Source organism: Marinobacter sp. ES-1 (genome assembly GCF_000475255.1).
Taxonomy (GTDB): domain Bacteria; phylum Pseudomonadota; class Gammaproteobacteria; order Pseudomonadales; family Oleiphilaceae; genus Marinobacter; species Marinobacter vinifirmus.
The window spans coordinates 116,596-141,270 of the sequence record NZ_AXBV01000052.1 but is presented as its reverse complement, the minus strand read 5'-3'; the positions used below and the strand labels follow the sequence as shown (position 1 = coordinate 141,270).

Annotated in this window: 18 protein-coding genes; 8 read left to right on the top strand and 10 right to left on the bottom strand. The window is 60.3% G+C overall.

Translation table 11 applies throughout. The annotated features are described in order from the left end of the window. Window positions 1-12: 12 nt before the first annotated feature. From Q668_RS09815 to Q668_RS09785, 7 genes are all read right to left on the bottom strand, one after another. Window positions 13-912: a hydroxymethylglutaryl-CoA lyase gene (locus tag Q668_RS09815; protein WP_022989438.1), complete on the bottom strand. Its 900-nt coding sequence runs from the start codon at window positions 910-912 to the stop codon at window positions 13-15. Further along, the gene (locus tag Q668_RS09810) at window positions 912-2,900 is read right to left on the bottom strand and encodes an acetyl/propionyl/methylcrotonyl-CoA carboxylase subunit alpha (protein WP_022989437.1); all 1,989 of its coding nucleotides are present in this window, start codon (window positions 2,898-2,900) and stop codon (window positions 912-914) included. Before Q668_RS09810 ends, Q668_RS09815 begins: the two co-directional genes overlap by 1 nt. Further along, window positions 2,900-3,709: an enoyl-CoA hydratase-related protein gene (locus Q668_RS09805; RefSeq protein WP_022989436.1), complete on the bottom strand. Its 810-nt coding sequence runs from the start codon at window positions 3,707-3,709 to the stop codon at window positions 2,900-2,902. Before Q668_RS09805 ends, Q668_RS09810 begins: the two co-directional genes overlap by 1 nt. A gap of 14 nt (window positions 3,710-3,723) precedes the next feature. Continuing rightward, window positions 3,724-5,331 carry a carboxyl transferase domain-containing protein gene (locus Q668_RS09800; protein WP_022989435.1) on the bottom strand — a complete coding sequence of 536 codons (1,608 nt, stop codon included), beginning with the start codon at window positions 5,329-5,331 and terminating at the stop codon, window positions 3,724-3,726. A gap of 162 nt (window positions 5,332-5,493) precedes the next feature. Then, window positions 5,494-6,660 (bottom strand): isovaleryl-CoA dehydrogenase, encoded by a 1,167-nt coding sequence (locus Q668_RS09795; protein WP_022989434.1) that lies wholly within the window; start codon window positions 6,658-6,660, stop codon window positions 5,494-5,496. A gap of 62 nt (window positions 6,661-6,722) precedes the next feature. Next, window positions 6,723-7,142 (bottom strand): MerR family transcriptional regulator, encoded by a 420-nt coding sequence (locus tag Q668_RS09790; RefSeq protein ID WP_022989433.1) that lies wholly within the window; start codon window positions 7,140-7,142, stop codon window positions 6,723-6,725. Between the two features lie 552 nt (window positions 7,143-7,694). Then, a complete protein-coding gene (locus tag Q668_RS09785; protein WP_200861352.1) occupies window positions 7,695-8,735 on the bottom strand; it encodes an AraC family transcriptional regulator in 1,041 nt (346 codons plus the stop codon). 91 nt (window positions 8,736-8,826) lie between these two features. On the opposite strand from Q668_RS09785, the gene Q668_RS09780 reads away from it, so the two are divergent. From Q668_RS09780 to Q668_RS09760, 5 genes are all read left to right on the top strand, one after another. After that, on the top strand, window positions 8,827-9,969 hold the full coding sequence (locus Q668_RS09780) for an acyl-CoA dehydrogenase family protein (protein ID WP_022989431.1): 1,143 nt from the start codon (window positions 8,827-8,829) through the stop codon (window positions 9,967-9,969). Between the two features lie 32 nt (window positions 9,970-10,001). Next, window positions 10,002-11,189, top strand: a complete 1,188-nt coding sequence (gene bktB / locus Q668_RS09775) for a beta-ketothiolase BktB (protein WP_022989430.1) — start codon at window positions 10,002-10,004, stop codon at window positions 11,187-11,189. A gap of 104 nt (window positions 11,190-11,293) precedes the next feature. Next, complete coding sequence (locus Q668_RS09770) at window positions 11,294-12,055, top strand: 3-hydroxyacyl-CoA dehydrogenase (protein ID WP_022989429.1); 762 nt, start codon at window positions 11,294-11,296, stop codon at window positions 12,053-12,055. Between the two features lie 32 nt (window positions 12,056-12,087). Next, on the top strand, window positions 12,088-13,236 hold the full coding sequence (locus Q668_RS09765) for an acyl-CoA dehydrogenase family protein (RefSeq protein ID WP_022989428.1): 1,149 nt from the start codon (window positions 12,088-12,090) through the stop codon (window positions 13,234-13,236). A 493-nt stretch (window positions 13,237-13,729) separates the two neighbouring features. Then, window positions 13,730-14,908: a thiolase family protein gene (locus tag Q668_RS09760; RefSeq protein ID WP_022989427.1), complete on the top strand. Its 1,179-nt coding sequence runs from the start codon at window positions 13,730-13,732 to the stop codon at window positions 14,906-14,908. Between the two features lie 483 nt (window positions 14,909-15,391). Here the strand turns inward: Q668_RS09760 and ilvD are convergent, their stop codons facing one another. The 3 genes from ilvD to ilvG all read right to left on the bottom strand — a co-directional run bounded on the left by ilvD (window position 15,392) and on the right by ilvG (window position 19,382). Beyond that, window positions 15,392-17,086: a dihydroxy-acid dehydratase gene (ilvD, locus tag Q668_RS09750; RefSeq protein WP_036219652.1), complete on the bottom strand. Its 1,695-nt coding sequence runs from the start codon at window positions 17,084-17,086 to the stop codon at window positions 15,392-15,394. A 320-nt stretch (window positions 17,087-17,406) separates the two neighbouring features. Next, window positions 17,407-17,685, bottom strand: a complete 279-nt coding sequence (locus tag Q668_RS09745; RefSeq protein WP_022989425.1) for an ACT domain-containing protein — start codon at window positions 17,683-17,685, stop codon at window positions 17,407-17,409. Then, a complete protein-coding gene (ilvG, locus tag Q668_RS09740) occupies window positions 17,682-19,382 on the bottom strand; it encodes an acetolactate synthase 2 catalytic subunit (protein ID WP_022989424.1) in 1,701 nt (566 codons plus the stop codon). Before ilvG ends, Q668_RS09745 begins: the two co-directional genes overlap by 4 nt. Window positions 19,383-19,677: 295 nt before the next feature. Here ilvG and Q668_RS09735 point away from each other — a divergent pair, with 295 nt between their 5' ends. From Q668_RS09735 to Q668_RS09725, 3 genes are read left to right on the top strand one after another with little or no spacing between them, the layout of a single operon-like run. Beyond that, the gene (locus Q668_RS09735) at window positions 19,678-20,760 is read left to right on the top strand and encodes an efflux RND transporter periplasmic adaptor subunit (RefSeq protein ID WP_036219649.1); all 1,083 of its coding nucleotides are present in this window, start codon (window positions 19,678-19,680) and stop codon (window positions 20,758-20,760) included. A gap of 5 nt (window positions 20,761-20,765) precedes the next feature. After that, entirely contained in the window at window positions 20,766-23,843 is a 3,078-nt protein-coding gene (locus Q668_RS09730) for an efflux RND transporter permease subunit (protein WP_022989422.1), read from the top strand. Then, entirely contained in the window at window positions 23,843-24,580 is a 738-nt protein-coding gene (locus Q668_RS09725; RefSeq protein WP_022989421.1) for a pseudouridine synthase, read from the top strand. The genes Q668_RS09730 and Q668_RS09725 overlap by 1 nt, the downstream gene beginning before the upstream one ends. Window positions 24,581-24,675 lie beyond the last annotated feature (95 nt).

The window sequence follows — 24,675 nt, the reverse complement described above, 5'->3', positions numbered from 1 at the left end:
GGCCCTTAACGTTCAACCGCTCATGGCCTGTCCCACTTTAGAGCCGTTGTGGCGTTTGAGCTGGCCGCAGATCCAGCCGCCGGTCGCCACCAGTTTTTCCAGGTCGACACCGGTTTCTATACCCAGCCCATTTAACAGGTAGAGCACGTCTTCAGTGGCCACATTGCCGGAGGCGCCCTTCGCATAAGGACAACCGCCCAGGCCTGCCACCGAGGCATCGATTACGCTGACGCCTTCTTCCAGTACCGCATACAGATTGGCCAGGGCCTGGCCGTAGGTGTCGTGGAAGTGGGCCGCCAGCTTATCCATGGGAATATGGGCGGCCACGGACTCCAGCATGCGTTTGGCTTTCAGCGGCGTGCCCACGCCGATGGTGTCACCCAGGGAAATTTCATGGCAGCCCATGTCGTACAGGGTCTTGGCGACGCTGGCGACCTGCCGGGGCTCAATGTCACCCTCATAGGGGCAACCCATCACCGTCGATACGTAGCCGCGCACCGGAATGCCGTGCTTGCGGGCCGCTTCCACCACGGGAGCGAAGCGGTCCAGGCTTTCGGCAATGGTGCAGTTGATGTTCTTTAGGGTGAAGGCTTCGGAGGCGGCGCCGAACACGGCAACCTCGTCGGCTCCGGCCGCCAGGGCATTTTCGAAGCCTTTGAGGTTGGGGGTAAGGGCGGAGTAACGTACGCCGGCCTTTCGGGTGATGCCGGCCATGACCTCGGCGGCATCACCCATTTGTGGCACCCATTTGGGGGAGACAAAACTGGCAGCTTCGATGTGGGTAAGGCCGCAGTCGGCCAGCCGGTCGATCAGCCCGGTTTTGATGCTGGTAGCAATCACCTGGCCGGGTTCGTTCTGCAGACCGTCCCGGGGGCTCATTTCCACCAGTCGGACACGTTTCGGGAAGGCCATTACGCAGTCTCCTCAATCTCGATGGCGATCAACTCCGCCCCTTCGGATACCTGGTCACCCTGGGCAAAGAACACCTCGCTGACGGTGCCATCGGCCGGGGCTTTGATGGCGTGCTCCATCTTCATGGCTTCCATGATCACCAGGGTCTGGCCGGCGGTGACCTTGTCGCCAGCCTGCACCTGCACCGCCACAATGGCACCGTTCATGGGGGCAGCCAGACTGCCATCGCCGGCCAGGTCTTCGGTTTCCCAGCGTTCACGGTAGAGCTTGCAGGTGATGCTGTTGCCTTCGTGGAACAACACCAGTTCGTCGTGGTGCAGGTTGCCGTACACGCACAGGCGGTGGCCGTTGATGACTGCTTGCAGGTAATCGTCCTGCAGGCTGGCCTGCAGAGTATAGCGGTTGTCGCCGAGGGTTATCTGATAGCCGTGATCCTGCTCAAGAACCCTTAGTTCGACCACCTCCTCGCCAATCTGCAGGGCCAGGGGTTCTGCGTAGTCGGAATTCAAACGCCAGCTGTTCTGCCGGCCGAAGGGCGACCAGGGGTCTGTGCTGACGGCTTCCCGGGATTTGCGCTGCTCCAGGACAAAGCCGGCGGCTAACACAAGAACCTTGTCGGTATCCGGTCCGGAAGCGGGAAACAGCAGCTTGCGGTGGTCGTCAATGAAACCGGTGGTCAGCTCGGCCTGGCGAAAGGGTTCGGCATCGGCAAGGGCATGCAGGAAGCGGATGTTGGTTTTTACCCCGGCAATGCGGTACTGCTCCAGGGCCTGAACCATGCGGTTGATGGCCTGTTCCCGGGTTTCGTCCCACACAATGAGTTTGGCGATCATCGGGTCGTAGTGGATGCTGATCTCGTCCCCTTCGGTAACGCCGGTATCCACCCGAACGTGGGCGGATTCTTCCGGGGTGCGCAGGTAGCGCAGGGTGCCGGTGGCAGGCAGGAAGTCCTGGTCCGGGTCTTCGGCGTAGATACGGGCTTCTAGGGCGTGGCCGCGGGTTTTCACCTGCTCCTGGGCCAGCGGTAACGGCTCACCCCAGGCCACTTTCAGCTGCCATTCCACCAGGTCTTGCCCGGTGACCATTTCGGTGACTGGGTGTTCCACCTGCAGGCGGGTGTTCATTTCCATGAAGAAGAACGAGCCGTCTACGTCGTACAGGAACTCGACGGTGCCGGCGCCCACGTAGTTAATGGCTTGCGCGGCTTTCACGGCGGCCTCGCCCATGGCTGTACGGGTGTCCTCGCTCAGCCCCGGTGCGGGGGCTTCTTCCAGTACTTTCTGGTGGCGACGCTGCACCGAGCAATCCCGCTCGGCCAGGTAGATGCCGTTGCCCTGCTGGTCGCAGAACACCTGGATTTCCACATGCCGTGGCTGGGTCAGGTAGCGTTCGATCAGCATGTCTGGGTTGCCGAAGGCGTTCCTGGCTTCCCGTTGGGCGGCGGCTAGGGCGTCATCGAAGTCGGCCATAGTTTCCACCACCCGCATGCCTTTGCCGCCACCACCGGCAACGGCCTTCAGCAGCAGCGGGAAGCCGCATTTCTCAGCCTCGGCCCGCAGCAGCTCCGGCGACTGGTCTTTGCCGTGGTAGCCCGGCACCAGGGGTACGCCGGCTTCCTCCATAATCGCCTTGGCGGCGGATTTGGAGCCCATGGCGGCGATGGCCGAAGAGGGCGGGCCGATGAACACAATGCCGTTGGCTTCGCAGGCTTCGGCGAAGCCGGTGTTTTCAGACAGGAAGCCGTAGCCGGGGTGAATGGCCTGGGCGCCACTCTGCCTGGCAATGTCGATAATGGTGTCGGCTTTCAGGTAGCTGTCAGCGCTGGCGGCCGGGCCGATGTTGAAGGCCTCGTCTGCCATGGCAACATGACGAGCGTTGGCGTCAGCGTCTGAGTAGACTGCCACGCAGCGGATACCCATGCGGTGGGCGGTCTGGATAATCCGGCAGGCGATTTCGCCCCGGTTAGCAATCAGGATTTTATTGAACATTATGTGTTGTCTCCCGGAACCCAGCTGGCCTTTCGTTTGTTCAGGAAAGCGCTGAGCCCTTCCTGGCCTTCCTCACCCACACGGATGTCGGCGATGCGTTGGGCTGTGTCTTCGATGACATCGGCACCGATAGGCTTGTGGCTGACGGCAAACACCAGGTCCTTGGCGGCACTCATGGCTTGCGGGCCATTGGCGGCCAGTTGTTGCAGCAGCTCGTTGCAGCGGGCGTGCATGGCGGCTTCGTCGTCACAGACGATGTGCACCAGCCCGTATTCGCTGGCCTGTCGTGCGCTGAAGACTTCGGCGGAGATGAAATAGCGCCGGGCCTGGCGCTCGCCGATGGCCCGCACCACGTAGGGGCTGATAACGGCGGGAACCAGGCCGAGTTTCACTTCACTCAGGCAGAAGCTGGCGTTTGCGGTGGCCAGCACGATGTCGCAGCAGGCTGCCAGGCCGACGGCACCACCGTAGGCTGCGCCCTGAACCAGGCCGATCACCGGCTTGGACAGGTGGTTGAGGGTGCTCATTAGCCTGGCCAGTTCCCGGGAGTCGTTCAGGTTTTCGGCATGGTCGTTGTCTGCCATGCGGCGCATCCAGCCAAGGTCGGCACCGGCGGAGAAGTGTTTGCCTTCGGAGCGCAGGAGGACGACGCGGGTTTGGTCGTCTCTTTCCGTGACTTCCAGCGCCTTGATCAGCTGCTGGATGATCACATCGTCGAATGCGTTGCGCTTGTCTGGCCGGTTCAGCACGATTTCGGAAACACCACCTTCCAGGTAGTTGAGCAGAACGGCAGAGGTCTGTTTGGTCATGGCGTTCTCTCCGGTTACATGCGGAACACGCCAAAGCGCGTCGGCTTGGCGGGTCGGTTCAGGGTGGCAGACAGGCTGAGGGCTACGACTTCCCGGGTCTGGGCCGGGTCGATCACGCCGTCGTCCCACAGGCGGGCGCTGGCGTAGTAGGGGTGGCCTTGCTGTTCGTATTTATCGGCGATGGGTTGCTTGAATTCGGCTTCTTCTTCGGCACTCCAGTCCTGGCCTTTGCGTTCCATGCCTTCACGTTTGACTGTGGCGAGTACGTTGGCGGCCTGTTCGCCGCCCATCACCGAGATGCGGGCATTCGGCCACATCCACAGGAAGTCCGGGCTGTAGGCGCGGCCGCACATGCCGTAGTTGCCGGCGCCGTAGCTGCCGCCAATCAGCACGGTGATCTTGGGCACGTTGGCGCAGGCCACGGCCATGACCATCTTGGCGCCGTGCTTGGCGATGCCTTCGGCTTCGTATTTCTGGCCCACCATAAAGCCGGTGATGTTTTGCAGGAACAGCAGCGGGATGTTGCGCTGGCAGCACAGTTCAATAAAGTGCGCGCCTTTCTGGGCGGATTCGCTGAACAGGATGCCGTTGTTGGCGATGATGCCCACGGGGTAACCGTGGATATGGGCGAAGCCGGTCACCAGGGTGGAGCCGTAGTAGCGTTTGAATTCGTCAAATTCGGAGCCGTCGACGATGCGGGCGATCACGTCGCGTACGTCGAACTGTTTGCGCAAGTCGGTGCCGACGATGCCGTAGATTTCTTCCGGGTTGTACAGCGGTGCCTTGGGTTCGCGCAGTTCGACCGGCACGGGTTTGCGGCGGTTGAGGTTGGCGATGCAGCGCCGGGCGATGTCGAGGGCGTGGGCGTCGTTCTCTGCGTAGTGGTCGGCCACGCCGGAGATTTTGCAGTGTACATCCGCGCCGCCCAGATCTTCAGCGCTGACCACTTCGCCGGTGGCGGCTTTGACCAGCGGCGGGCCGGCCAGGAAGATGGTGCCCTGATTGCGCACGATGATGGATTCGTCCGCCATGGCGGGTACGTAGGCACCGCCGGCGGTGCACAGACCCATAACAACGGCGATCTGGGGGATACCATCGGCAGACATTCGGGCCTGGTTGTAGAAAATGCGGCCGAAGTGGTCGCGGTCCGGGAAGACTTCGTCCTGCCTTGGCAGGTTGGCGCCGCCGGAGTCGACCAGGTAGATGCAGGGCAGGCGGTTGGTTTCGGCAATTTCCTGGGCGCGCAGGTGTTTTTTGACGGTCAGCGGGTAGTAGCTGCCGCCTTTAACGGTGGCGTCGTTGGCGATGATCATGCATTCGGTGCCGCTGACCCGGCCGATGCCGGCGATTACGCCGGCGGCGTGGACGTCTTCGCCGTAGACGTTGTAGGCGGCGAACTGGCCGATTTCGAGGAAGGGGGAGCCTTCATCGAGTAGTTTGTTGATGCGTTCGCGGGGCAGGAGTTTACCGCGTTCGGTGTGGCGCTTCTGGTATTCGGGGCCGCCGCCCTGGTGGATGGTTTCGACTTTTTCCCTTAGGTCGGTTACGGCGGCGGCCATGGAGTTGTGGTTGGCTTGGAATTCGTCGGACCTCGGGTTAATTTTGCTCTGGAGTATCGTCATTAGATATTCGTCCGTGCATCGGCCCTGCGGGTAGAGCGATTCAAAAACCGCTACAAGCACGTCCCTGTGCGCTTCTCTCCGGCCATCCATGGCCTACGAAATTTTTGAATCGCTCTACCCGCAGGACCTCGTTTGACTTGGTCAGTGGATTCCGCGCAACGCTTACTTGTTCAGGAACAGTTCTCTGCCAATCAACATGCGGCGGATTTCAGACGTTCCAGCCCCGATTTCATACAACTTCGCGTCCCGCAGCAGGCGGCCGGTGGGGTAGTCGTTGATGTAGCCGTTGCCGCCGAGGAGCTGGATGGCGTCGAGGGCGAGTTTGGTGGCCATTTCGGCTGAATACAGGATGGCGCCGGCGGCGTCTTTGCGGGTGGTTTCACCGCGGTCGGCGGATTGGGCGACCATGTAGACGTAGGATTTGGCGGTGTTCATGAAGGTGTACATGTCGGCCACTTTGCCCTGTACCAGTTCGAATTCGCCGATGGCCTGGCCGAATTGTTTGCGTTCGCGGATGTAGGGCACGACGACGTCCATGGCGGCTTGCATGAGGCCGAGGGGGCCGCCGGAGAGGACGATGCGTTCGTAGTCGAGGCCGCTCATGAGGACTTTGGCGCCGTTGCCTATGCCGCCGAGGACGTTTTCTTTGGGGACTTTGCAGTCTTCGAACACCAGTTCGCAGGTGTTGGAGCCGCGCATGCCGAGTTTGTCGAGTTTCTGGTGGCGGCTGAAGCCGGGGTGGTCGCGTTCTACGATGAAGGCGGTGACGCCTTTGGAGCCGCCTTTCGGGTCAGTTTTCGCGTAGATGACGTAGGTGTTGGCGTCTGGCCCGTTGGTGATCCACATTTTGTTGCCGTTGAGGACGTAGTGGTCGCCTTCGTCGCGGGCGTGGAGTTTCATGGAGATGACGTCGGAGCCGGCGTTGGGCTCAGACATGGCGAGGGCGCCGATGTGTTCGCCGGTGATGAGTTTGGGCAGGTATTTCTGTTTTTGTTCTTCGGTACCGTTGCGGTTGATCTGGTTGACGCACAGGTTGGAGTGGGCACCGTATGACAGGCCAACGCTGGCGGAGGCGCGGCTGATTTTTTCCATGGCGACGACGTGGGCCAGGTAGCCCATGCCGGCGCCGCCGTATTGTTCGCTCACGGTAATGCCCAGCAGGCCCATGGCGCCCAGTTTGCGCCACAGGTCCATGGGGAACTCGTTGGTGCGGTCGATTTCCTCGGCCCGGGGGGCGATTTCATCGGCGGCGAAGCGGTTGACCTGTTCACGCAGGCTGTCGAGGGTTTCGCCAAGGCCGAAGTTGAGTTCGCTGTATTGGGATTTCATCGTGTGCTGCCTTTTTTGTTCTTGCTAGTGTGTCGTTTAGTTGCCCGCTGCGGGTTGTTGCCCTAGTCGGTGGCCAGGCTTTGTTGTTCTTTCTTTTTCTGCAGTTCGTCCAGGGCTTCGCGGCACCGGGTTTCTGCGGTGTCTATTTCCATCTCCGCCTGCGCGATGTCGTCTTTTTGTTGTTCAAGGTGCGCGCGCCGGTCGCCCAGGATCTCGAGCATTTTCAGCAGCTGCTTTTCATTGCCGGTGAGAGTTTCATCCCAAAGGTCGAACAGCTCCTTGGTCTGGGCCAGGGAAAACCCCATACGCTTGCCGCGCAGGATCAGCTTCAGGCGTACCCGGTCTTTGTTGCTGAAGATACGGGTCTGCCCGCGCCGGGTGGGGTTCAAAAGCCCCTGGTCTTCGTAGAAGCGGATGCTTCGTGTGGTTACGTCGAACTCCTGGGAGAGCTCGCTGATATTGAAGGTTTTCTTGTCGCTCATGTGCGGTCCGGAACGGTTGTGTTATTTTTGTTCAGGGTAATTCAAGTTTACGTTAACGTAAAGCTTGGTCTCCCTGGTTTCCGGTTGTGGGGGTGGGCTTGGCTTGGGCTCCTAGCCTGTTGGTTTTGCGGGCGGGCTTGCGGTGTGGCTGTTGGATTTTTTTTGGAAAAACAACTCGCTGCGCTCAGACATTTTTTTCCGGCAAAAAATCCAACAGCCACACCGCGCCGACGGGCATTGGCGGGTTCTCGTTAGAAAAGACGTGTCTGGGAAAATCCAAAGCTTAACCTCTTGACCGGCTGCTAACCTCCACAATCTTTGCTTTTGCCTGTGTCTTTAAACTCTCCTATCCCCGTGCTGCCCGTCGGTAGGGGGGTGTGGGGTATTTTTCTGACAGGGAAAAAGATGTCTGAGCGCAGCGAGTTGTTTTTCCCCGAAGAAAAATACCCCATACCCCGCGTACCTGCCCCCGCACCCAGCAGGCTAGGAGCCCAAGCTGGACCCCGCCCGCACACCCAACAGGCTGGGAGCCCAAGCCAAATCAAGCCCGCACTACCCGTTAACCTGGCTGCCACGCCATCGGGCCGGCGATAAGCCGGTCCAGCGCTTGAAGGCCCGGGAGAAGGCGGCGGTTTCGGAGAAGCCCACCAGTTCGGCGATTTCGCTGATGCTCAGACTTTCGCTGGTCATCAGGCGGGTGGCGTGTTCCCGCCGCAGGGTTTCCTTGATCTTGCGCAGGGAGGTGCCTTCGTCCTGCAGTTTTCGGCCGATGTTGCGGGGTGTCATGTGCAGCTCCCGGCCCAGGGCGTCGAGCCCCGGCATGTCCGGGTAATTGTAGCGGGCGAGCAGGGCGTGGATGCGGGCGCGCAGGCTTTCGTCCTGGCTGGGGCGGTGCAGGATGTAGGCCGGAGCCGCCTGCAGGAATTGCCGGAGCTCTTCCTCGCTGCGCACGATGGGCAGCTGCAGGTATTTTTCATGGAACAGAAAGCCGCACACCGGCTGCTCGAATTTCAGTTCACCCGGGTACATGGCCCGGTACTCCGCTTTGTGGGCCGGAGCCGGGTAGCTGAACTGGGTGCGGGCGAAGGGGATCTGTTGGTCTACCAGCCAGCAGGACAGGCGTTCCCACATCAGAATCAGGAATTCCTGCAGCAGGTGGTCGGTGTCGTTACGGGCGTCTTTCAGGTGCAAACGGAAGAACACCTGCTTGCCTTGCTCTTCCATCGCAATATCGAGATTCCGGCAGATCACCCGGTAAAAGTGCGCGCTTTTTCGAAGCACGGCACCGAGCGTGGCCGAGCCCAGGCAGTAGTCGCACATCAGTGCAAAAGTGCCGTTATTGCAGGGTTCCGATGACAAGCCGAGGAATTCGTCCCGGGTTGCGCGCCAGACCGATTTCACCAGTTGGGTCAGTTGTTGTTCGGTGATCAGCTGTTCCGGCGTGTTTAGCCAGTCGGCAGGGATGCCTGCCTGTTCAAGCAGTGTGGGGCCGTCGTGGCCCTGGCGTTCCGCGCCACGAAGGGTCGCTTGAAGGTAGTGGTTGGCAATGTGAGCCTTGGCCATAGTGGTCAGCGCAGCCGCGTAACAGGTCAATTAATTCGGCAAGAAGGGTCATTCTAGCCCGGAGGCATACGGAGTCTAATAGTGTTCCATTTTATTCACTGAATTTAAACGCGGGGCGCCCATGTCAGCAGAACAGGCAGAAACCGAATTATTCCAGGCCATGATTGTCCGGGCTCTGGAGCAGGAAGTCACACCTTTTTATGAGCAGTGGGAAGAGGCCGGAGAGATTCCGAGGCCGCTGTGGCACACCCTGGGGCAGGCCGGCATGCTCGGCATTGATATGCCCGAAGAGTATGGCGGTGCGGCGGCCAGTTTCGAGGTGAGCCAGCTGGCGATCGAAGAAATCGCCCGCATGGGCTTTGGCGGCCTGGCCTCCGGTTACAACATCCACGCCAACATTGTGATGCCGTACATCCTGCATCTGGGTAATGAACAGCAGAAACAGGCCTGGTTGCCGGCGATGATCTCTGGCGAGGTGCTGGGGGCGATCGCGATGACCGAGCCGGGTGCCGGCAGTGATCTTGCTGCTATGCGCACCACGGCGGAGCGCACCGAGGGCGGCTGGCGCATTAACGGCGCCAAGGTGTTTATCACCAACGGCTTGCATGCCGATATGGTGATTGTCTGCGCCAAGACTGATCCGAAAGCCGGCGCCAAGGGTGTGTCGTTGTTCCTGGTGGATACCAGCCTGCCGGGCTTTAGCCGGGGCAAGGGCATCAAGAAAATCGGGCAGCACGCCAGTGATACTGCCGAGCTTTTTTTCTCGGATCTGATTGTGCCCGAGGAGGCTTTGCTCGGGGAAGAGGGAAAGGGCTTCGCCTACCTGATGCGGGAGCTGCCCCGGGAGCGGCTGGGTGTGGGTGCCCAGGCAATCGGTGCATCAGAAGGCGCACTGGCGCTGACGCTGGATTACGTGCAGCAGCGCCACGCCTTCGGCCAGCGCATTGCCGATTTCCAGAACACCCGGTTCAAGCTGGCGGAAGCCCGGGCTCGTATTGATATGGCCCGCGCTTACCTGAATCAGTGCATCAGCAAGTATCATCAAGGCGCCATGACGGCCACCGACGCAGCCATTTTGAAACTGATGCTCACCGAAATGCAGTGTGACATTGCCCACGAGTGCCTGCAGTTGTTCGGCGGCTACGGTTACACTCTGGAATACCCGATTTCCCGATTCTTTGTAGATGCCAGGGTACAGACCATTTACGCTGGCACCTCGGAAATCATGAAAGAAGTGATTGCCCGCTCCATGTTGGGCAAATGAGCCTTTCTAACACTTATATTCAGGAGAAGAACATGAAACTGACAGACGTAGTCATTCTGGACGGTGCCCGCACCGCTATCGGCAGCTTTGGCGGCAGCCTGAGCTCACTGGCTCCGGCCGAGCTGGGCACCGCCGCCGCTCGCGAGGCCATCAGCCGCGCTGGCGTAGAAGCCGCGGATATCGACCATTCGGTATTCGGCCACATCATCACCACGGGCCCACAGGACGCTTACCTGGCCCGGCACATTGCCCTGAATGTGGGTATGGAGAAAAGCTCTGCGGCGTTCAACGTGAACCGCCTGTGTGGCTCTGCCGTGCAGTCGGTGATCAGCGCGGCCCAGCTGATTGTGATGGGCGACAGCCGCATGGCGCTGGCTGGTGGTGCCGAATCCATGAGCCAGGGTGCTTACCTGTTACCAAACGTTCGCAAAGGCCTGCGCATGGGCGATGGCCGTGCGGTAGACCTGACCCTGGGTATTCTGAGCGATCCGTTTGGCAGTGGCCACATGGGCATGACCGCCGAGCGTATTGCCGCCAATCAGGGCCTGACCCGGGAAGAACTGGACGCGTTTTCTGCTGAAAGCCACCGCCGGGCCGCGAATGCCATCGAGAAAGGCTACTTCGATGGCCAGATCGTGCCGGTTACGGTCAAACAGGGTCGTAAGGAAGTCGTGTTCGATAAAGACGAGCACGTACGCCCGGGCACCACGGTTGAAAGCCTGGCCGGCCTCAAACCTGCGTTCCAGAAAGACGGCATTGTGACCCCGGGCAATGCCTCCGGCCTTAACGACGGTGCTGCAGCCATGGTACTGACCAGTGCCGCGGAAGCCGAAAAGCGTGGCCTGAAAGCCCGCGCCCGGTTGGTAGGCTATGCCTTTGCCGGCGTAGACCCGGAAGTGATGGGCGTGGGCCCGATTCCGGCGGTTCGCCAGGTCCTGAAGAACACCGGTTTGTCTGTGGCCGACCTGGACGTGATCGAATCCAACGAAGCCTTCGCCGCCCAGGCCATGGCCGTCAGCCGCGAGCTTGGCCTGCCGGAAGACAAGGTGAACCCGAACGGCGGCGCGGTCGCTCTGGGCCACCCGGTGGGTGCGACCGGCTCCATCCTGACTATCAAAGCCCTGGCGGAACTGGAACGTACCGGTGGCCGTTACGGCCTGATCACCATGTGTATCGGTGGCGGGCAGGGTATTGCACTAATTGTTGAGCGCCTCGGCTGAAACGGGTGTTGTTTCAGCTAGGGTATCTGGATTAAGTTTACGTAAACGTAAACTATGCGCGGCCAGTTTTCGGCCGCGCTAATACCAATAACAGGACACAAGTTATGGATTTCAAAAACATTCCCGCGATCGTCACCGGCGGTGCCTCCGGCCTGGGTGAAGGCGCCGCGCGGGCGCTGGCTGCCGCAGGCTGCAAAGTGGCTATCCTGGACCTGAACAAAGAGCGTGGCGAACAGGTGGCTGCCGAGCTGGGCGGCATTTTCATCGAATGCAACGTGGCCTCGGAAGAAAGCGCGGAAGCTGCACTGAAAGCCGCCCGGGAAGCCCATGGCCCCTGTGGTATTGCGGTGAACTGTGCCGGCATTGCCCCGGCATCAAAGATTCTGGGCCGTGAAGGCGTGATGCCGCTGGACAGTTTCAGCAAGGTGATCCAGGTAAACCTCATCGGCACCTTCAACATCCTGCGGCTGGCGGCAGCAGACATGGCCCAGCGCGAACCCAACGCCGACGGCGAACGAGGTGTGATCATCAACACCGCATCGGTTGCCGCCTACGAAGGCCAGATTGGCCAGGCCGCTTACAGTGCCTCGAAAGGCGGTGTGGTAGCACTGACCCTGCAATCGGCCCGGGAACTGGCTCGCGAAGGGATCCGGGTGAACACCATTGCTCCGGGCCTGTTCATGACCCCGATGATGGCTGGCATGCCCCAGGAAGTTCAGGACAGCCTGGCCGCCACCTTGCCGTTCCCCAAGCGCCTCGGTAAGCCGGAAGAATTCGGCATGATGGTCGACCAGATGGTACGCAACCCCGTTCTGAACGGCGAAGTCATCCGGCTCGACAGCGCCCTGCGCATGGCGCCCCGATAAGGCACGGATAACAAGGATAAAAGGTGAGCGAAATGACCAACACCGTTGACCAGGAAGAACTGGCACTGTTCCGGGACGCCGTCATCAAGGCCCTCGAAACCGAAGTGGCGCCCCATTATGAAGCCTGGGAAAAGAGCGGCATCGTACCCCGGGAACTCTGGAACACCCTGGGCGCAGCCGGCATGCTGTGTGTCGACGTAACAGAAGACTGCGGCGGTTGCGGAGCGCCGTTCCAGTATTCGGTTGTGGTGGGCGAAGAACTGGCCCGGATGGGATTCGGTGCGTTGTCCACCAACGTGATGGTGCATTCCGACATCGTGGCGCCGTATCTCAGCCACATCGGTAACGACGCGCAGAAGCAGCAATGGCTGCCGAAAATGGTCTCCGGCGAAGCCGTCGGCGCAATAGCTATGACCGAACCGGGAGCAGGCAGCGACCTGCAGGCCATCCGCACCAGCGCAGTGAAAGACGGTGACGACTACATCCTGAACGGCTCCAAAACCTTCATCACCAACGGCCAGCACGCCGACATGGTCATCGTCGCCGCCAAGACCGACCCCAATGCCGGCGCCAAGGGCATCAGCCTGTTCCTGGTCGACACCTCGTTGCCGGGCTTCAGCAAAGGCCGCAACCTGGACAAAATCGGCCAGCATTCCGGCGACACCTCTGAACTGTTCTTCTCCGACATGCGCATCCCCGCCTCGGCGTTGCTGGGTGAAGAGGGGCAGGGCTTTGTGTACCTGATGCGCGAGCTGCCCCGGGAACGACTGGTCATCGGCGCCTTGGGTGTTGCCGCCGCCCGTGGCTCACTGGACATGACCATCCAGTACACCCAGGAACGGGAACTGTTCGGCCAGAAACTGAGCCAGCTGCAAAACACCCGCTTCGAAATCGCCCGCATGGAAACCGACTACCGCATCAACAAAGCGTTCGTCGACCAGTGCATCCGCGAATACGAAGACGGCAAGCTGGATGCGCCGACAGCGTCCATGGCCAAGTACAGCGCCACTGAGATGCAGTGTCGCGTGGCTGATGGCTGTTTGCAGCTGTTCGGCGGTTACGGTTACACCACCGAGTATCCGATTTCCCGCAATTTCATCGATGCGCGGGTTCAGCGGATTTATGGTGGCACTTCGGAGGTTATGAAGGAGATCATTGCCCGTTCGGTGCTTGGGCGCTGACTTTGGTGCTTTGGTCTGGCTTGGGCTCCTAGCCTTCCGGTTGTGGGGGCGGGTACGCGGGGTGTGGGGTGTTTTTCTTCTGGGAAAAAACAACTCGCTTCGCTCAGACATCTTTTTTCCCGCCAGAAAAACACCCCACACCCCCCTACCGACGGGCAGCAGGGGGATAGGAAGGTTTAAAGACACAGACCAAGGCAAAGATTGTGTGGGTTAGCCGCCAGTCAGAAGGGTAGGCATTGGTTCTTCCCGGAAATGTCTTTCCAAACGAGAACCCGCCAATGCCCGTCGGCGCGGGGTGGTCTTTTCATTTTTCGCCAGAAAAAGATGTCTGAGCGAAGCGAGTTCTTTTTCAAGGAAAATGAAAAGGCCACCCCGCAAGCCCGCCCGCCCAGCTGGAAGTCTGGGAGCCCAAACTATCAGGCTAGAAACCCACACAAGACCGATCGGCAAAACAAGAATACAAACTAAGTTCTGTTGAAGGAGAACGAAATCCATGAACAACGACATCGTTATTGCAGGCTCCGCCCGGACTCCGATGGGTGGGATGATGGGCTCGCTGAGCTCTGTTCGCTCGCCTGAACTGGGGGCGGTTTCCATTAAGGCTGCCATTGAACGTGCAGGGCTGCAGCCGGCGGACGTTCAGGAAGTTATCATGGGCTGTGTGCTGCCTGCTGGCCTGGGACAGGCGCCGGCTCGGCAGGCGTCTCGTGCTGCTGGTATCCCGGATAGCTCCGGGTGTACCACCATCAACAAAATGTGCGGCTCCGGCATGCAGGCCATTATCATGGCCCACGACCAGATCAAAGCGGGCACCAACAGCATCATGATTGCCGGTGGCATGGAAAACATGAGCCAGGCGCCGTACTTGCTGCCTAAAGCCCGCGGCGGTATGCGCATGGGTCATGGTCAGGTGATGGACAGCATGTTCCTGGATGGTCTGGAAGACGCCTACGAAGGCGGCCTGATGGGCGTTTTCGCACAGCGAACGGCTGATGAGTTCAACATCACCCGTGAAGCCATGGACGAATTCGCCATTGGCTCCCTGCAGAAATCCCTGGCGGCGATCGAGAATGGCTGGTTCCGGGATGAGATCGTACCGGTGACGGTCTCCGGCCGCGGTGGAGATACCCAAGTCGACATCGACGAACAACCGGGCAACGCCAAGCCGGAGAAAATCCCCCAGCTGAAACCGGCGTTCGCCAAAGACGGCTCGGTAACCGCGGCCAACTCCAGCTCCATCAGCGACGGTGCCTCGGCCCTCGTCCTGACCACCGCTGAGGAAGCTCAGAACCGTGGCCTGACCCCGCAGGCGCGAATCGTAGCCCACGCCACCCACGCCCGCTTGCCGGCAGAGTTCACCCTGGCCCCGATCGGTTCCATTGAAAAGGTACTGAAAAAAGCCGATTGGACTCTGGATGATGTCGACCTGTTCGAAATCAACGAAGCCTTCGCGGTGGTCACCCTGGCGGCGATCAACGAACTCAAGTTGCCGGCTGAAAAGGTCAACGTCCACGGCGGCGCCTGCGCTCTGGGCCACCCCATCGGCTCGTCCGGCTCCCGTATCATCGTCACCCTGATCAATGCCCTGAAGCAGCGCGGCCTGAAACGCGGTGTGGCGTCCCTCTGCATTGGCGGTGGTGAAGCGACTGCCGTGGCTGTGGAGCTGATTTAAGTTTGGCTTTCTGGGAGTCCGGCTTGGGCTCCCGGACTTCCCGTTTGGTGGGGCGGCTGGGCTTGGGCTCCCAGCCTTCCGGCTGTGCGGGCGGGCTTGCGGGGTGGCTGTTGGATTTTTTTTGGAAAAACAACTCGCTTCGCTCAGACATCTTTTTCCGGCAAAAAATCCAACAGCCACCCCGCGCCGACGGGCATTGGCGGGTTCTCGTTTGGAAAGACTTTTTCGGGAAAACCAAGTGCCTACCCTTGTGAGTGGCAGCTAACCCACACAATCTTTGCCTTTGCCTTTGCCTTTGCCTTTGCCTGTATCTGAGTTTGTATCTTTCGCTTTGTCTTTAAACTTTCCTATTCCCTTTAGGCCCGTCGGTAGGGGGGTGTGGGGTATTTTTCTGACAGGGAAAAAGATGTCTGAGCGAAGCGAGTTGTTTTTCCCCGAAGAAAAATACCCCACACCCCGCGTACCCGCCCCAAAACCAACAGGCTAGGAGCCCAAGCCAGACTCGGGCAAGTCAGTAACAGCCCCGGTAGAAGCCGAACTCACGGTGCGAGCATATTTCGCCAACACGCCCCGGGTAAATCTTGGCTCGGGCGGGGTCCAGGCTTCTTGCCGCTTGGTCATTTCTTCGTCAGAAATCTCCAGCAGGATCGAGTTGTTGACCGCATCGATGGTGATGGTATCGCCGTCTTCCACCAGGGCAATCGGGCCGCCCACGGCGGCTTCCGGGGTAATGTGGCCTACCACGAAGCCGTGGCTGCCGCCGGAGAAACGGCCATCGGTGATCAGGGCGACGTCGCTGCCCAAACCCTTGCCCATGATGGCGGAGGTGGGGCTGAGCATTTCTCGCATGCCGGGGCCGCCTTTCGGGCCCTCGTAGCGGATGACCAGTACATCGCCGGCCACCACCGTGCCGTCGAGGATGCGTTCCTGGGCTTCTTCCTCGGAATGGAACACCCGTGCCCGGCCCGAGAAGTGGGTGCCTTCCTTGCCGGTAATCTTCGCCACAGAGCCTTCCGGCGCCAGGTTGCCGAACAGGATGCGCAAATGGCTGTCGGCTTTGATGGGGTTTTCAAAGGCCCGGATGATCTGCTGGTCTTCCGGGTAAGGGGTTACGGTCTCGAGGTTTTCAGCCAGGGTTTTGCCGGTGACAGTCAGGCAGTCGCCGTGTAACAGTCCCCGCTCCAGCAGCATCTTCATCAACGGCTGAATGCCGCCGATGGCGACCAGCTCCGACATCATGTAATGGCCAGACGGCCGCAGGTCGGCCAGTACCGGCACCTGTTTGCCAATGCGTACAAAGTCATCCAGCGATAACTCCACACCAACCGTGCTGGCCATGCCCAGCAAGTGCAGCACCGCATTGGTGGAACCGCCCAGGGTGATCACCACGGTAATCGCATTCTCGAACGCCTCGCGGGTCATGATGTCGGAAGGCTTGATATCTGCCTCCAATAGCTTCAGCACGGCCGCACCGGCAGCCTCACAATCGGCCAGCTTGGTATCAGACACCGCATGCTGAGCCGAACTGCCCGGCAGGCTCATACCCATCGCCTCGATGGCCGACGCCATGGTGTTGGCGGTGTACATGCCGCCGCAGGAGCCCGGCCCCGGAATGGCGGTTTCCTCGATCTGCTTCACCTCAATCAGATCCATATTGCCCCGGGCATGGGCACCCACCGCTTCGAACACCGAAATGATGTCGGTGTGATTCTTACCGGGCATGATGGTCCCTCCATACACAAACACCGACGGCCGGTTAAGCCGCGCCAGGCCCATCATGCAGCCCGGCATGTTCTTGTCACAGCCCCCGATCGCCACCAGCCCGTCAAAACCCTCACAACCGGCCACGGTCTCAATCGAATCCGCAATCACCTCCCGGGACACCAGGGAATACTTCATGCCCTCGGTACCGTTGGCAATGCCGTCTGAAATCGTGATGGTATTGAAAATCAGACTCTTGCCGCCCGCTGCGTCTGCCCCCTTCGCCGCTTCCCGGGCCAGCCCGTCAATGTGCATATTGCAGGGCGTCAGATTGCTCCAGGTAGAGGCAATACCCACCTGCGGCTTCCGAAAGTCCTCATCCTGAAACCCCACCGCACGCAACATCGCGCGACTGGCAGACTTGTTAATACCATCCACCACCGGTGCGGAATAACGACGTCGTTTATCCGTGGTCATAACAAAACCTCCCAATAAAAGTCGTTAACGAAATCAGCCTCTCACCAGCGAAACCCACAAAGCACCAAAGTGCAACAGTTTCCAGGAAAACGCCGCAGGCAAAAAAAGCCTATATCAGAGAGGCCGTCGGTAGTGGGGACAACACGCGCCCGGGAAGTTTTCCCGTGAACCCGCCAATGCCCGTCGGCGCGGGGCGGCTGTTGGATTTTTTGCCGGAAAAAGATGTCTGAGCGAAGCGAGTTGTTTTTCCAAAAAAAATCCAACAGCCACACCGCAAGCCCGCCCGCACAACCGAAAGTCTGGGAGCCCAAGCCAGACCCTCAGGCAGAAACCGAACGAACAGCCGCCTGTTCCTGAAGGGCCACCTCAACAACCGTATGCAGCTTCTCCAGCTGCGAACGTAACATACCGATAGGCCGGCTACCCGAAAGGGTCAGGGCGATATCCAGGTGGTCTTCGGCGGCCTCCATAGACATGCGCGAAATCCGGAAACCCCGAACCCGAACCACCTGGCACAGGCGCTCCAGTGCAGCCGCTTCCTGATTCATGCGGCAGTTTAACGTGTAGCTTGGCATAGCCGTTTGGGATTGCGGGTTCATGCTACGTTCTCCTTGTTTGCAGTGCTGGTGCGCTTGGTTTCGTCGATCATTTCACGGTTGCTGGCGCCAGGTTTTACGATGGGCCATACGTTTTCTTCCCGGCTGATCGCCACGTGCAGCAGCATCGGGCCGTCGTAGGCCAGGATGGTTTCTATGCCCCGGCGGATCTGGTCGGTGCGGTCTATGTGCAGGGCCGGAATATCGAAGGCGCGGGCCATGGCCACGAAATCCGGGTTGTCGTCCAGGTTTATGTGGCTTTCCCGGTTGTTGTAGAACAGCTCTTGCTGCTGGCGCACCATGCCCAGACACTGGTTGTCGAGGATGATCAGCTTCAGGGGCAACTTGTACCGGCGGATGGTTGCCAGTTCCTGGGCGTTCATCATGAACGAGCCATCGCCGGTTACGTTGATGACGGTGCTGTTTCGGTCGGCAAACTGCGCGCCGATGGCCGCCGGCAGGCCGAAGCCCATGGTGCCCAGGCCGCCGCTGGTGAGGTGTCGGCGGGGGTGGTCAAACTCGTAATGCTGGGCAACCCACATCTGGTGCTGGCCTACGTCACAGGCGATGACCGTGTCATCCGGGGCGGTGCGGGACAGCTGGCGGATGAAGGCCGGGCCGGTGATGGGGGCCATGGGCTCTTCGTTATCCGCGGCCTTGAAACCACCGGTGGTGTGCCAGGTCTGGCATTGCTTTTGCCAGTCGGCGATGGCCAGCGACTCGCTTTCCAGAGCGGCAATGAATGCCACCAGAATGGCGTTCAGGTCGCCGCGCAGCGCCAGGTCGGCCTCCCGGAGTTTATTGATCTCGGCGGCATCGGCGTCGATGTGGATCATTTTCGCGTTGGGGGCGAAACCGTCCAGTTTGCCGGTGGCGCGGTCGTCCAGGCGGGCGCCGACTACGAACAGCAGGTCGCATTCGTCGACTGCCTTGTTGGCGGCGCGGGAGCCGTGCATGCCTAACATGCCCAGGTTATGGGGATTGTGCTTACCAGCGTTGCCGATGCCTTTAAGGGTAACAACGCCCGGCAGGCCGGAGGTTTCGGCAAAGGCGCGGAAGCTGTCTTCGGCCTGGGCCAGGGAAACGCCGCCGCCACTGTAGAGCAGGGGGCGCCGTGCCGAGCGCAGCATGGCCAGGGCGCGGGTGATGTCCGGGCAGTGGGCGTCCGGTGTGGGCGCAGTGGCCGGTGAGGCAGTCGCAACTTCCGTCAGCAGGACGTCTTTGGGGATATCAATCCACACCGGCCCCGGGCGGCCGCTTTGGGCCAGCTGGACGGCTTCTTCGATGATCACCGGCAGTGCTTCGGCATCGTCCACCAGGTAGCTGTGCTTAACGATGCCCAGAGTCATGCCCAGAATGTCGGTTTCCTGGAAGGCATCGGTGCCGATCATGCTGGTGGCTACCTGCCCGGTGATTACCAGCATGGGGATGGAATCCATATAGGCATTGGCAACGCCGGTGATCAGGTTGGTAGCACCGGGGCCGGAGGTGGCGATGCACACGCCAATCTCGCCACTGGCACGGGCATAGCCGTCGGCGGACAGGGCGCAGGCCTGTTCGTGGCGGCACAGCACGTGTTCCACACCGACATCGTCCACCAGGGCATCGTATAGCGGCATGATGCAGCCGCCCGGATAGCCGAAAACGGTGTTGATGTTATGGCGGTGGAACGCTTCAAGAATGTGCTGTGCGCCGTTCATGGTCGTTTTTCCCTTTTTCTTTGCCGCAAAAAAGAAACCCCCGGGACCTTTCGGTGCCGGGGGTTTCTGGTGTTTGAGTCAGGTTGTCGCTATCTCACCCGCTTGTCCACGCAAAAGCCCCCGGACGGTACCACGACCACCAGGACTAGCTTTACAAGGACAATCACTGCGTTGAGATTCATAAAATCGGCAATCTGCTCTGAATTTGTAAAAACAATATGTGTAGAATCTAACCCACGTTTAAAACCGGTTGCAACCCTTTTATTGCCTCAAATACGGAAGTGATGAGCATTTCATGACAAAAGCAAAACTCGGATCCCTCGGTTTATCTCTTCTGGTTGTTGTTCTTCTGGTGATCTGGATGGCTACGGGTGAGCTCAAAGTGGCCAGTGATGATGCCCCGGCCGAACCCGGGCAGGAGCAGCGCCAGCCCACCCGGGTAGAGGTGGAAATGCTGGAAGCCACCAACTACCGGCCGGTACTGAAACTGCAGGGCCAGCTGCAGCCCTGGCAGTCGGTGATGGTGGGTGCGCGGGTGGCCGGAACGGTAGAGCAGTTGCACGTGCAGCTGGGGGATCAGGTAAAAGCCGGGGAGCCGTTGCTGACGTTGTCAACCGATGGCCGGGAGGCCGTGGTTGAGCGCTGGCGAGCCAATATCCGCAAGCTGGAAGCCGACCTTGCCGGCGCTCGCCGGTTGCGTTCGAATGACCTGGCTTCCGAAACCGAAGTGTTACGGCTGCAGAGTGAACTGGCAGCCGCCAAGGCCGAGCTGACTGCCGCAGAACTGGCGTTGCAACACCTCAAACCGGCCGCTCCCTTTGATGCGGTAGTGAATCGTCGGGAAGTAGACCCCGGTACATTGGTGCAGGTGGGCACGCCCCTGTTCGAGCTGGTTCAGGTTGATCGCCTGAAAGCCACCGGGCAGATTCCCCAGCAGTCGGTGTCTGCGGTCGAGCCCGGGCAGGCGGTGGAGATCAAATTGCTGGATGGCACCGCCATGGCGGGTGTGGTCAGCTTTGTCGCCAGTGCGGCAGACCCGGAAACCCGCAGCTTTGCGGTGGAAATCCTGGTGGAGAACCCGGATTTGCTGAGAGCGGCTGGCGGCACCGCTACCCTGAACATCCGCTTGCCGGAGCAAAAGGCCCAGTTCATTTCACCGGCCTACCTGACGCTGGACGACGACGGCCGGCCCGGTGTGAAGTACGTCAACGGGCAGGACCGGGTGATGTTCCAGACCGTCAAACTGCTCAACGTAGCCACCGATGGCGCCTGGGTGTCCGGCCTGCCGGATCAGATCCGGCTGATTACCCGGGGTGGCGGGTTTGTGGCCGAGGGTGAGGCCGTGCAGCCGGTCGACCGCTCAGACCAGCGGGGCTGACCAGCATGAGAGCACTGATCTCTGCGGCCATGGACCGCAGCCGCACCACGCTGCTGACCTTCCTGTTCCTGCTTCTTGGCGGCATGGCGGCTTACCAGGCGATTCCCAAGGAATCGAACCCGGACGTCACCATTCCCATGATCTATGTGTCCATGACCCTGGATGGCATCAGCCCCGAGGATGCGGAGCGCCTGTTAGTGCGTCCCATGGAACAGGAGTTGAGGGCGCTCGAAGGTATCAAGGAAATGCGCAGCACCTCCGCTGAAGGCCATGCCTCGGTGATGCTGGAGTTTGATGCCGGTTTCGACCCCGACAAAGCCTTGCAGGATGTGCGCGAGAAAGTGGACACCGCCCGCTCCAAGCTGCCCCAGGAGGCGGACGAGCCCCGGGTGCATGAAATCAACGTGTCCCTGTTTCCGGTACTGTCCATCGGCTTGTCCGGCCCCTTGTCTGAACGGGAGCTGATCACCATTGCCCGCCGCCTGCAGGATGCCATTGAAGCCATTCCCGATGTGCTGGAAGTGGAAATAGGCGGCGACCGGGAAGACCTGCTGGAAATCGTGGTGGATGCCCAGGTGCTGGAAAGCTACGGCATCGATTTCGACCAGCTGGCGCAACTGGTTACCCGCAACAATCAGCTGGTGGCGGCCGGCTCGCTGGATACCGGCAATGGCCGCATGGCCCTGAAAGTACCCGGGGTCATCGAGAACATTGAAGATGTGATGTCGATGCCCGTGAAGGTGGACGGCGATACCGTGGTGACTTTCGGCGATATTGCCATGCTCCAGCGCACTTTCAAGGACCCCACCGGCTTTGCCCGGATTAACGGCGAGCCGGCGCTGGTGCTGGAGGTATCCAAGCGTTCCGGGGCCAACATCATCGAAACCATCGAGCAGATTCGCACCCTGATTGCTGACGCCCGCCCGCGGCTGCCGGAGACGCTGGAAATCCGCTACATCATGGATCAGTCCGAGGAAGTGCGGGACATCCTGTCGGACCTGCTCAACAACGTACTGACCGCCATTGTGCTGGTGATTATCGTGGTCATCGCCGCCATGGGTCCCCGTTCGGCTCTGCTGGTCGGCCTGACCATTCCCGGTGCCTTCCTGACCGGCATCCTGGTGATCTGGGGCATGGGCCTCACCCTCAACATTGTCGTGCTGTTCAGCCTGATCCTGGTGGCCGGCATGCTGGTAGACGGCGCCATTGTGGTGTCGGAACTGGCGGATCGAAACCTCAGCGATGGCCAGACGGTCAAGCAAGCCTGGGTAGAAGCCGCGTCCCGCATGGCCTGGCCGGTGATTGCTTCCACCGCCACCACCCTGGCGGTGTTTGTGCCGCTGCTGTTCTGGCCCGGGGTGGTGGGGGAGTTCATGAAATTCCTGCCCATGACAGTGCTGATCTGCCTGATTGCGTCCCTGGCCATGGCACTGGTATTCCTGCCGGTGCTTGGGGGCGTCAGTGGTGGCAAGCGCTCGCACCATGATCCGGAAGAAAGCCGGTTTGTTCAGGGCTACCGCAAGGTACTGGCGACCCTGCTCAAGCGTCCGGGGCTGACCCTGCTTGGTTCCCTGGTGCTGATAATCCTGATCTACGCCGCCTACGGCCGCTTCAATCACGGGGTGGAGTTCTTTCCCGGTGTTGAACCGGATTCCGCCCAGGTGCAGGTGCGTGCCCGGGGCGACCTTTCCATCCGGGAGCGGGATGCCATTGTGCGGGAGGTAGAACAACGCCTGCAGAATATGCCGGAGGTGAAAGCGCTGTACGCCCGCTCCATGCTGTCGACCAGTACCCAGATGGCACCGGATGTTGTCGGTGTGCTGCAGTTCCAGTTCAATGACTGGTTCACCCGCCGGACGGCCACCGAGATCCTGGAGGATTTCCGTGAACGTACCGCAGACATTCCCGGGGTAGAGCTGGAATTCCGCAAACAGGAAGGCGGCCCCGCTGAGGGCAAGCCGGTGGAGTTATTGGTCAGCAGCATGAACAGCGGCGACCTGGACGGCTATGTGGACCAGATACAACAGCAAATGCGCGCCCAGGGTGGCTTTGTCGACATTGAAGACGACCGCAGCCTGCCCGGCATTGAGTGGCGCCTGAAGGTAGACCGGGAGGCCGCCGCCCGCTTTAGTACCGATGTGTTGAGTATTGGCAGCGCCGTGCGCCTGGTAACCAACGGCCTGATACTGGCCACCTACCGGCCTGAAGACGTACGGGACGAAGTGGACATTGCCGTGCGGGTGCCCAACAACTGGCGTGAGCTGGAGCAGCTGCAACGCCAGACCATCAACACGCCGAGGGGCCAGGTGGCGCTGTCCGAATTTGTGACCCTGGAGCCGGGCGACAAGACCGGAACCATTGTGCGGGTAGACGGCCAGCGTACCGTTACCATCAAATCCGATGTAGCCCCCGGGCAGCGGATGGATGAACTGCTGCGCACTTTGCAGGCAGAGATGCCGGAGCCGCCGGAAGGCGTCACCGTGCGCTTTGCCGGTGAAAACGAAGACCAGCAACAGGCCGCAAACTTCCTGGTGGCAGCCTTCCTGGTGGCGGTGGGGCTGATGTTGCTGATTCTGGTAACCCAGTTCAACTCCCTGTACCAGACTTTCATGATTCTGTCGGCCATTGTGTTGTCCACCGCCGGCGTGTTGCTGGGGCTGCTGTTCAACGGCCAGCCCTTTGGCGTGGTGATGGTGGGTATGGGCATTATTGCCCTGGCCGGCATTGTGGTGAACAACAACATCATTCTGATTGATACCTACAACCAGATGAAACAGGAAGGCAAAGCCGCCTATGACGCGGCGCTGGAAACCGGTTGTCTGCGTTTCCGGCCGGTGTTGCTTACTGCAATTACCACCATACTGGGGCTGATGCCCATGGTGCTGGGCATTAACGTAGATCTTTTGTCTCCGTCACTGGGGTTGGGTGCACCGTCTACCCAATGGTGGACCCAGCTGTCCAGCGCCATTGCCGGTGGCCTGGCCTTTGCCACCTTCCTGACCCTGCTGCTGACACCGGCCTTGCTGGTGCTGGGCGACAAGGCCGGTGAGCGGTTCCGGGCACTGATTGGCCGGAGGCAGTGATGGATTACCAGAACAATCCGCTTATGGAAATCTACCGGGACCCGTGGCTGCTGGCAGTCCACAAACCCGCCGGCCTGCTGGTACACCGCAGCCCGATCGACAAGCACGAAACCGAGTTTGCCCTGCAGTACGCCCGGGCCCTGAACGGTGGCGAGCACGTGTACCCGGTGCACCGGCTGGACCGGCCCACCTCCGGCGTGTTGCTGTTTGCCCGGGACCCGGACACCGCCAGGACAGTCGGCCAGGCTATGATGGCCGGTGAGGTGAACAAGACCTACCTGGCGGTAGTTCGGGGCTGGACGCCGGAATCCGGCACCATTGATCATCCCCTGAAGGACGAGCCGGAAGACCGGCGCCTGAGAGGACAGGAGCAACCGGTGCGGGACGCGCTAACCCATTACCGCCGGCTGGCCACCACCGAAATCCCGGTGGAAATCGAGCGCTATCCCACCAGCCGCTACAGCCTGGTAGAGCTGTGTCCGAAAACCGGGCGCAAACACCAGTTGCGGCGCCATATGAAGCACATTAACCATCCTATCATTGGCGATGCCAACCACGGCCGCGGCCGGCATAACCGGTATTTTGCCGAGCGCTTCGGGCAGGGGCGGCTGATGCTGGCAGCGACAGAGTTGGTGTTAACGCATCCGGTAACCGGCGAGGAGCTGGCTCTGAAAGCTCCGCCGGAGCAGAGTTTCATGGATGTTCTGTCCATCTTTCCGTCGCCGGGTGCCGGCTAAACGCCCCTGCCTGTCACTCTTTGATGTGATTTGTGTATCTTTTTATATCGTTTTGCTTCGATTGGTTGGGATCGGCGGAAACACAGAACTCTTTG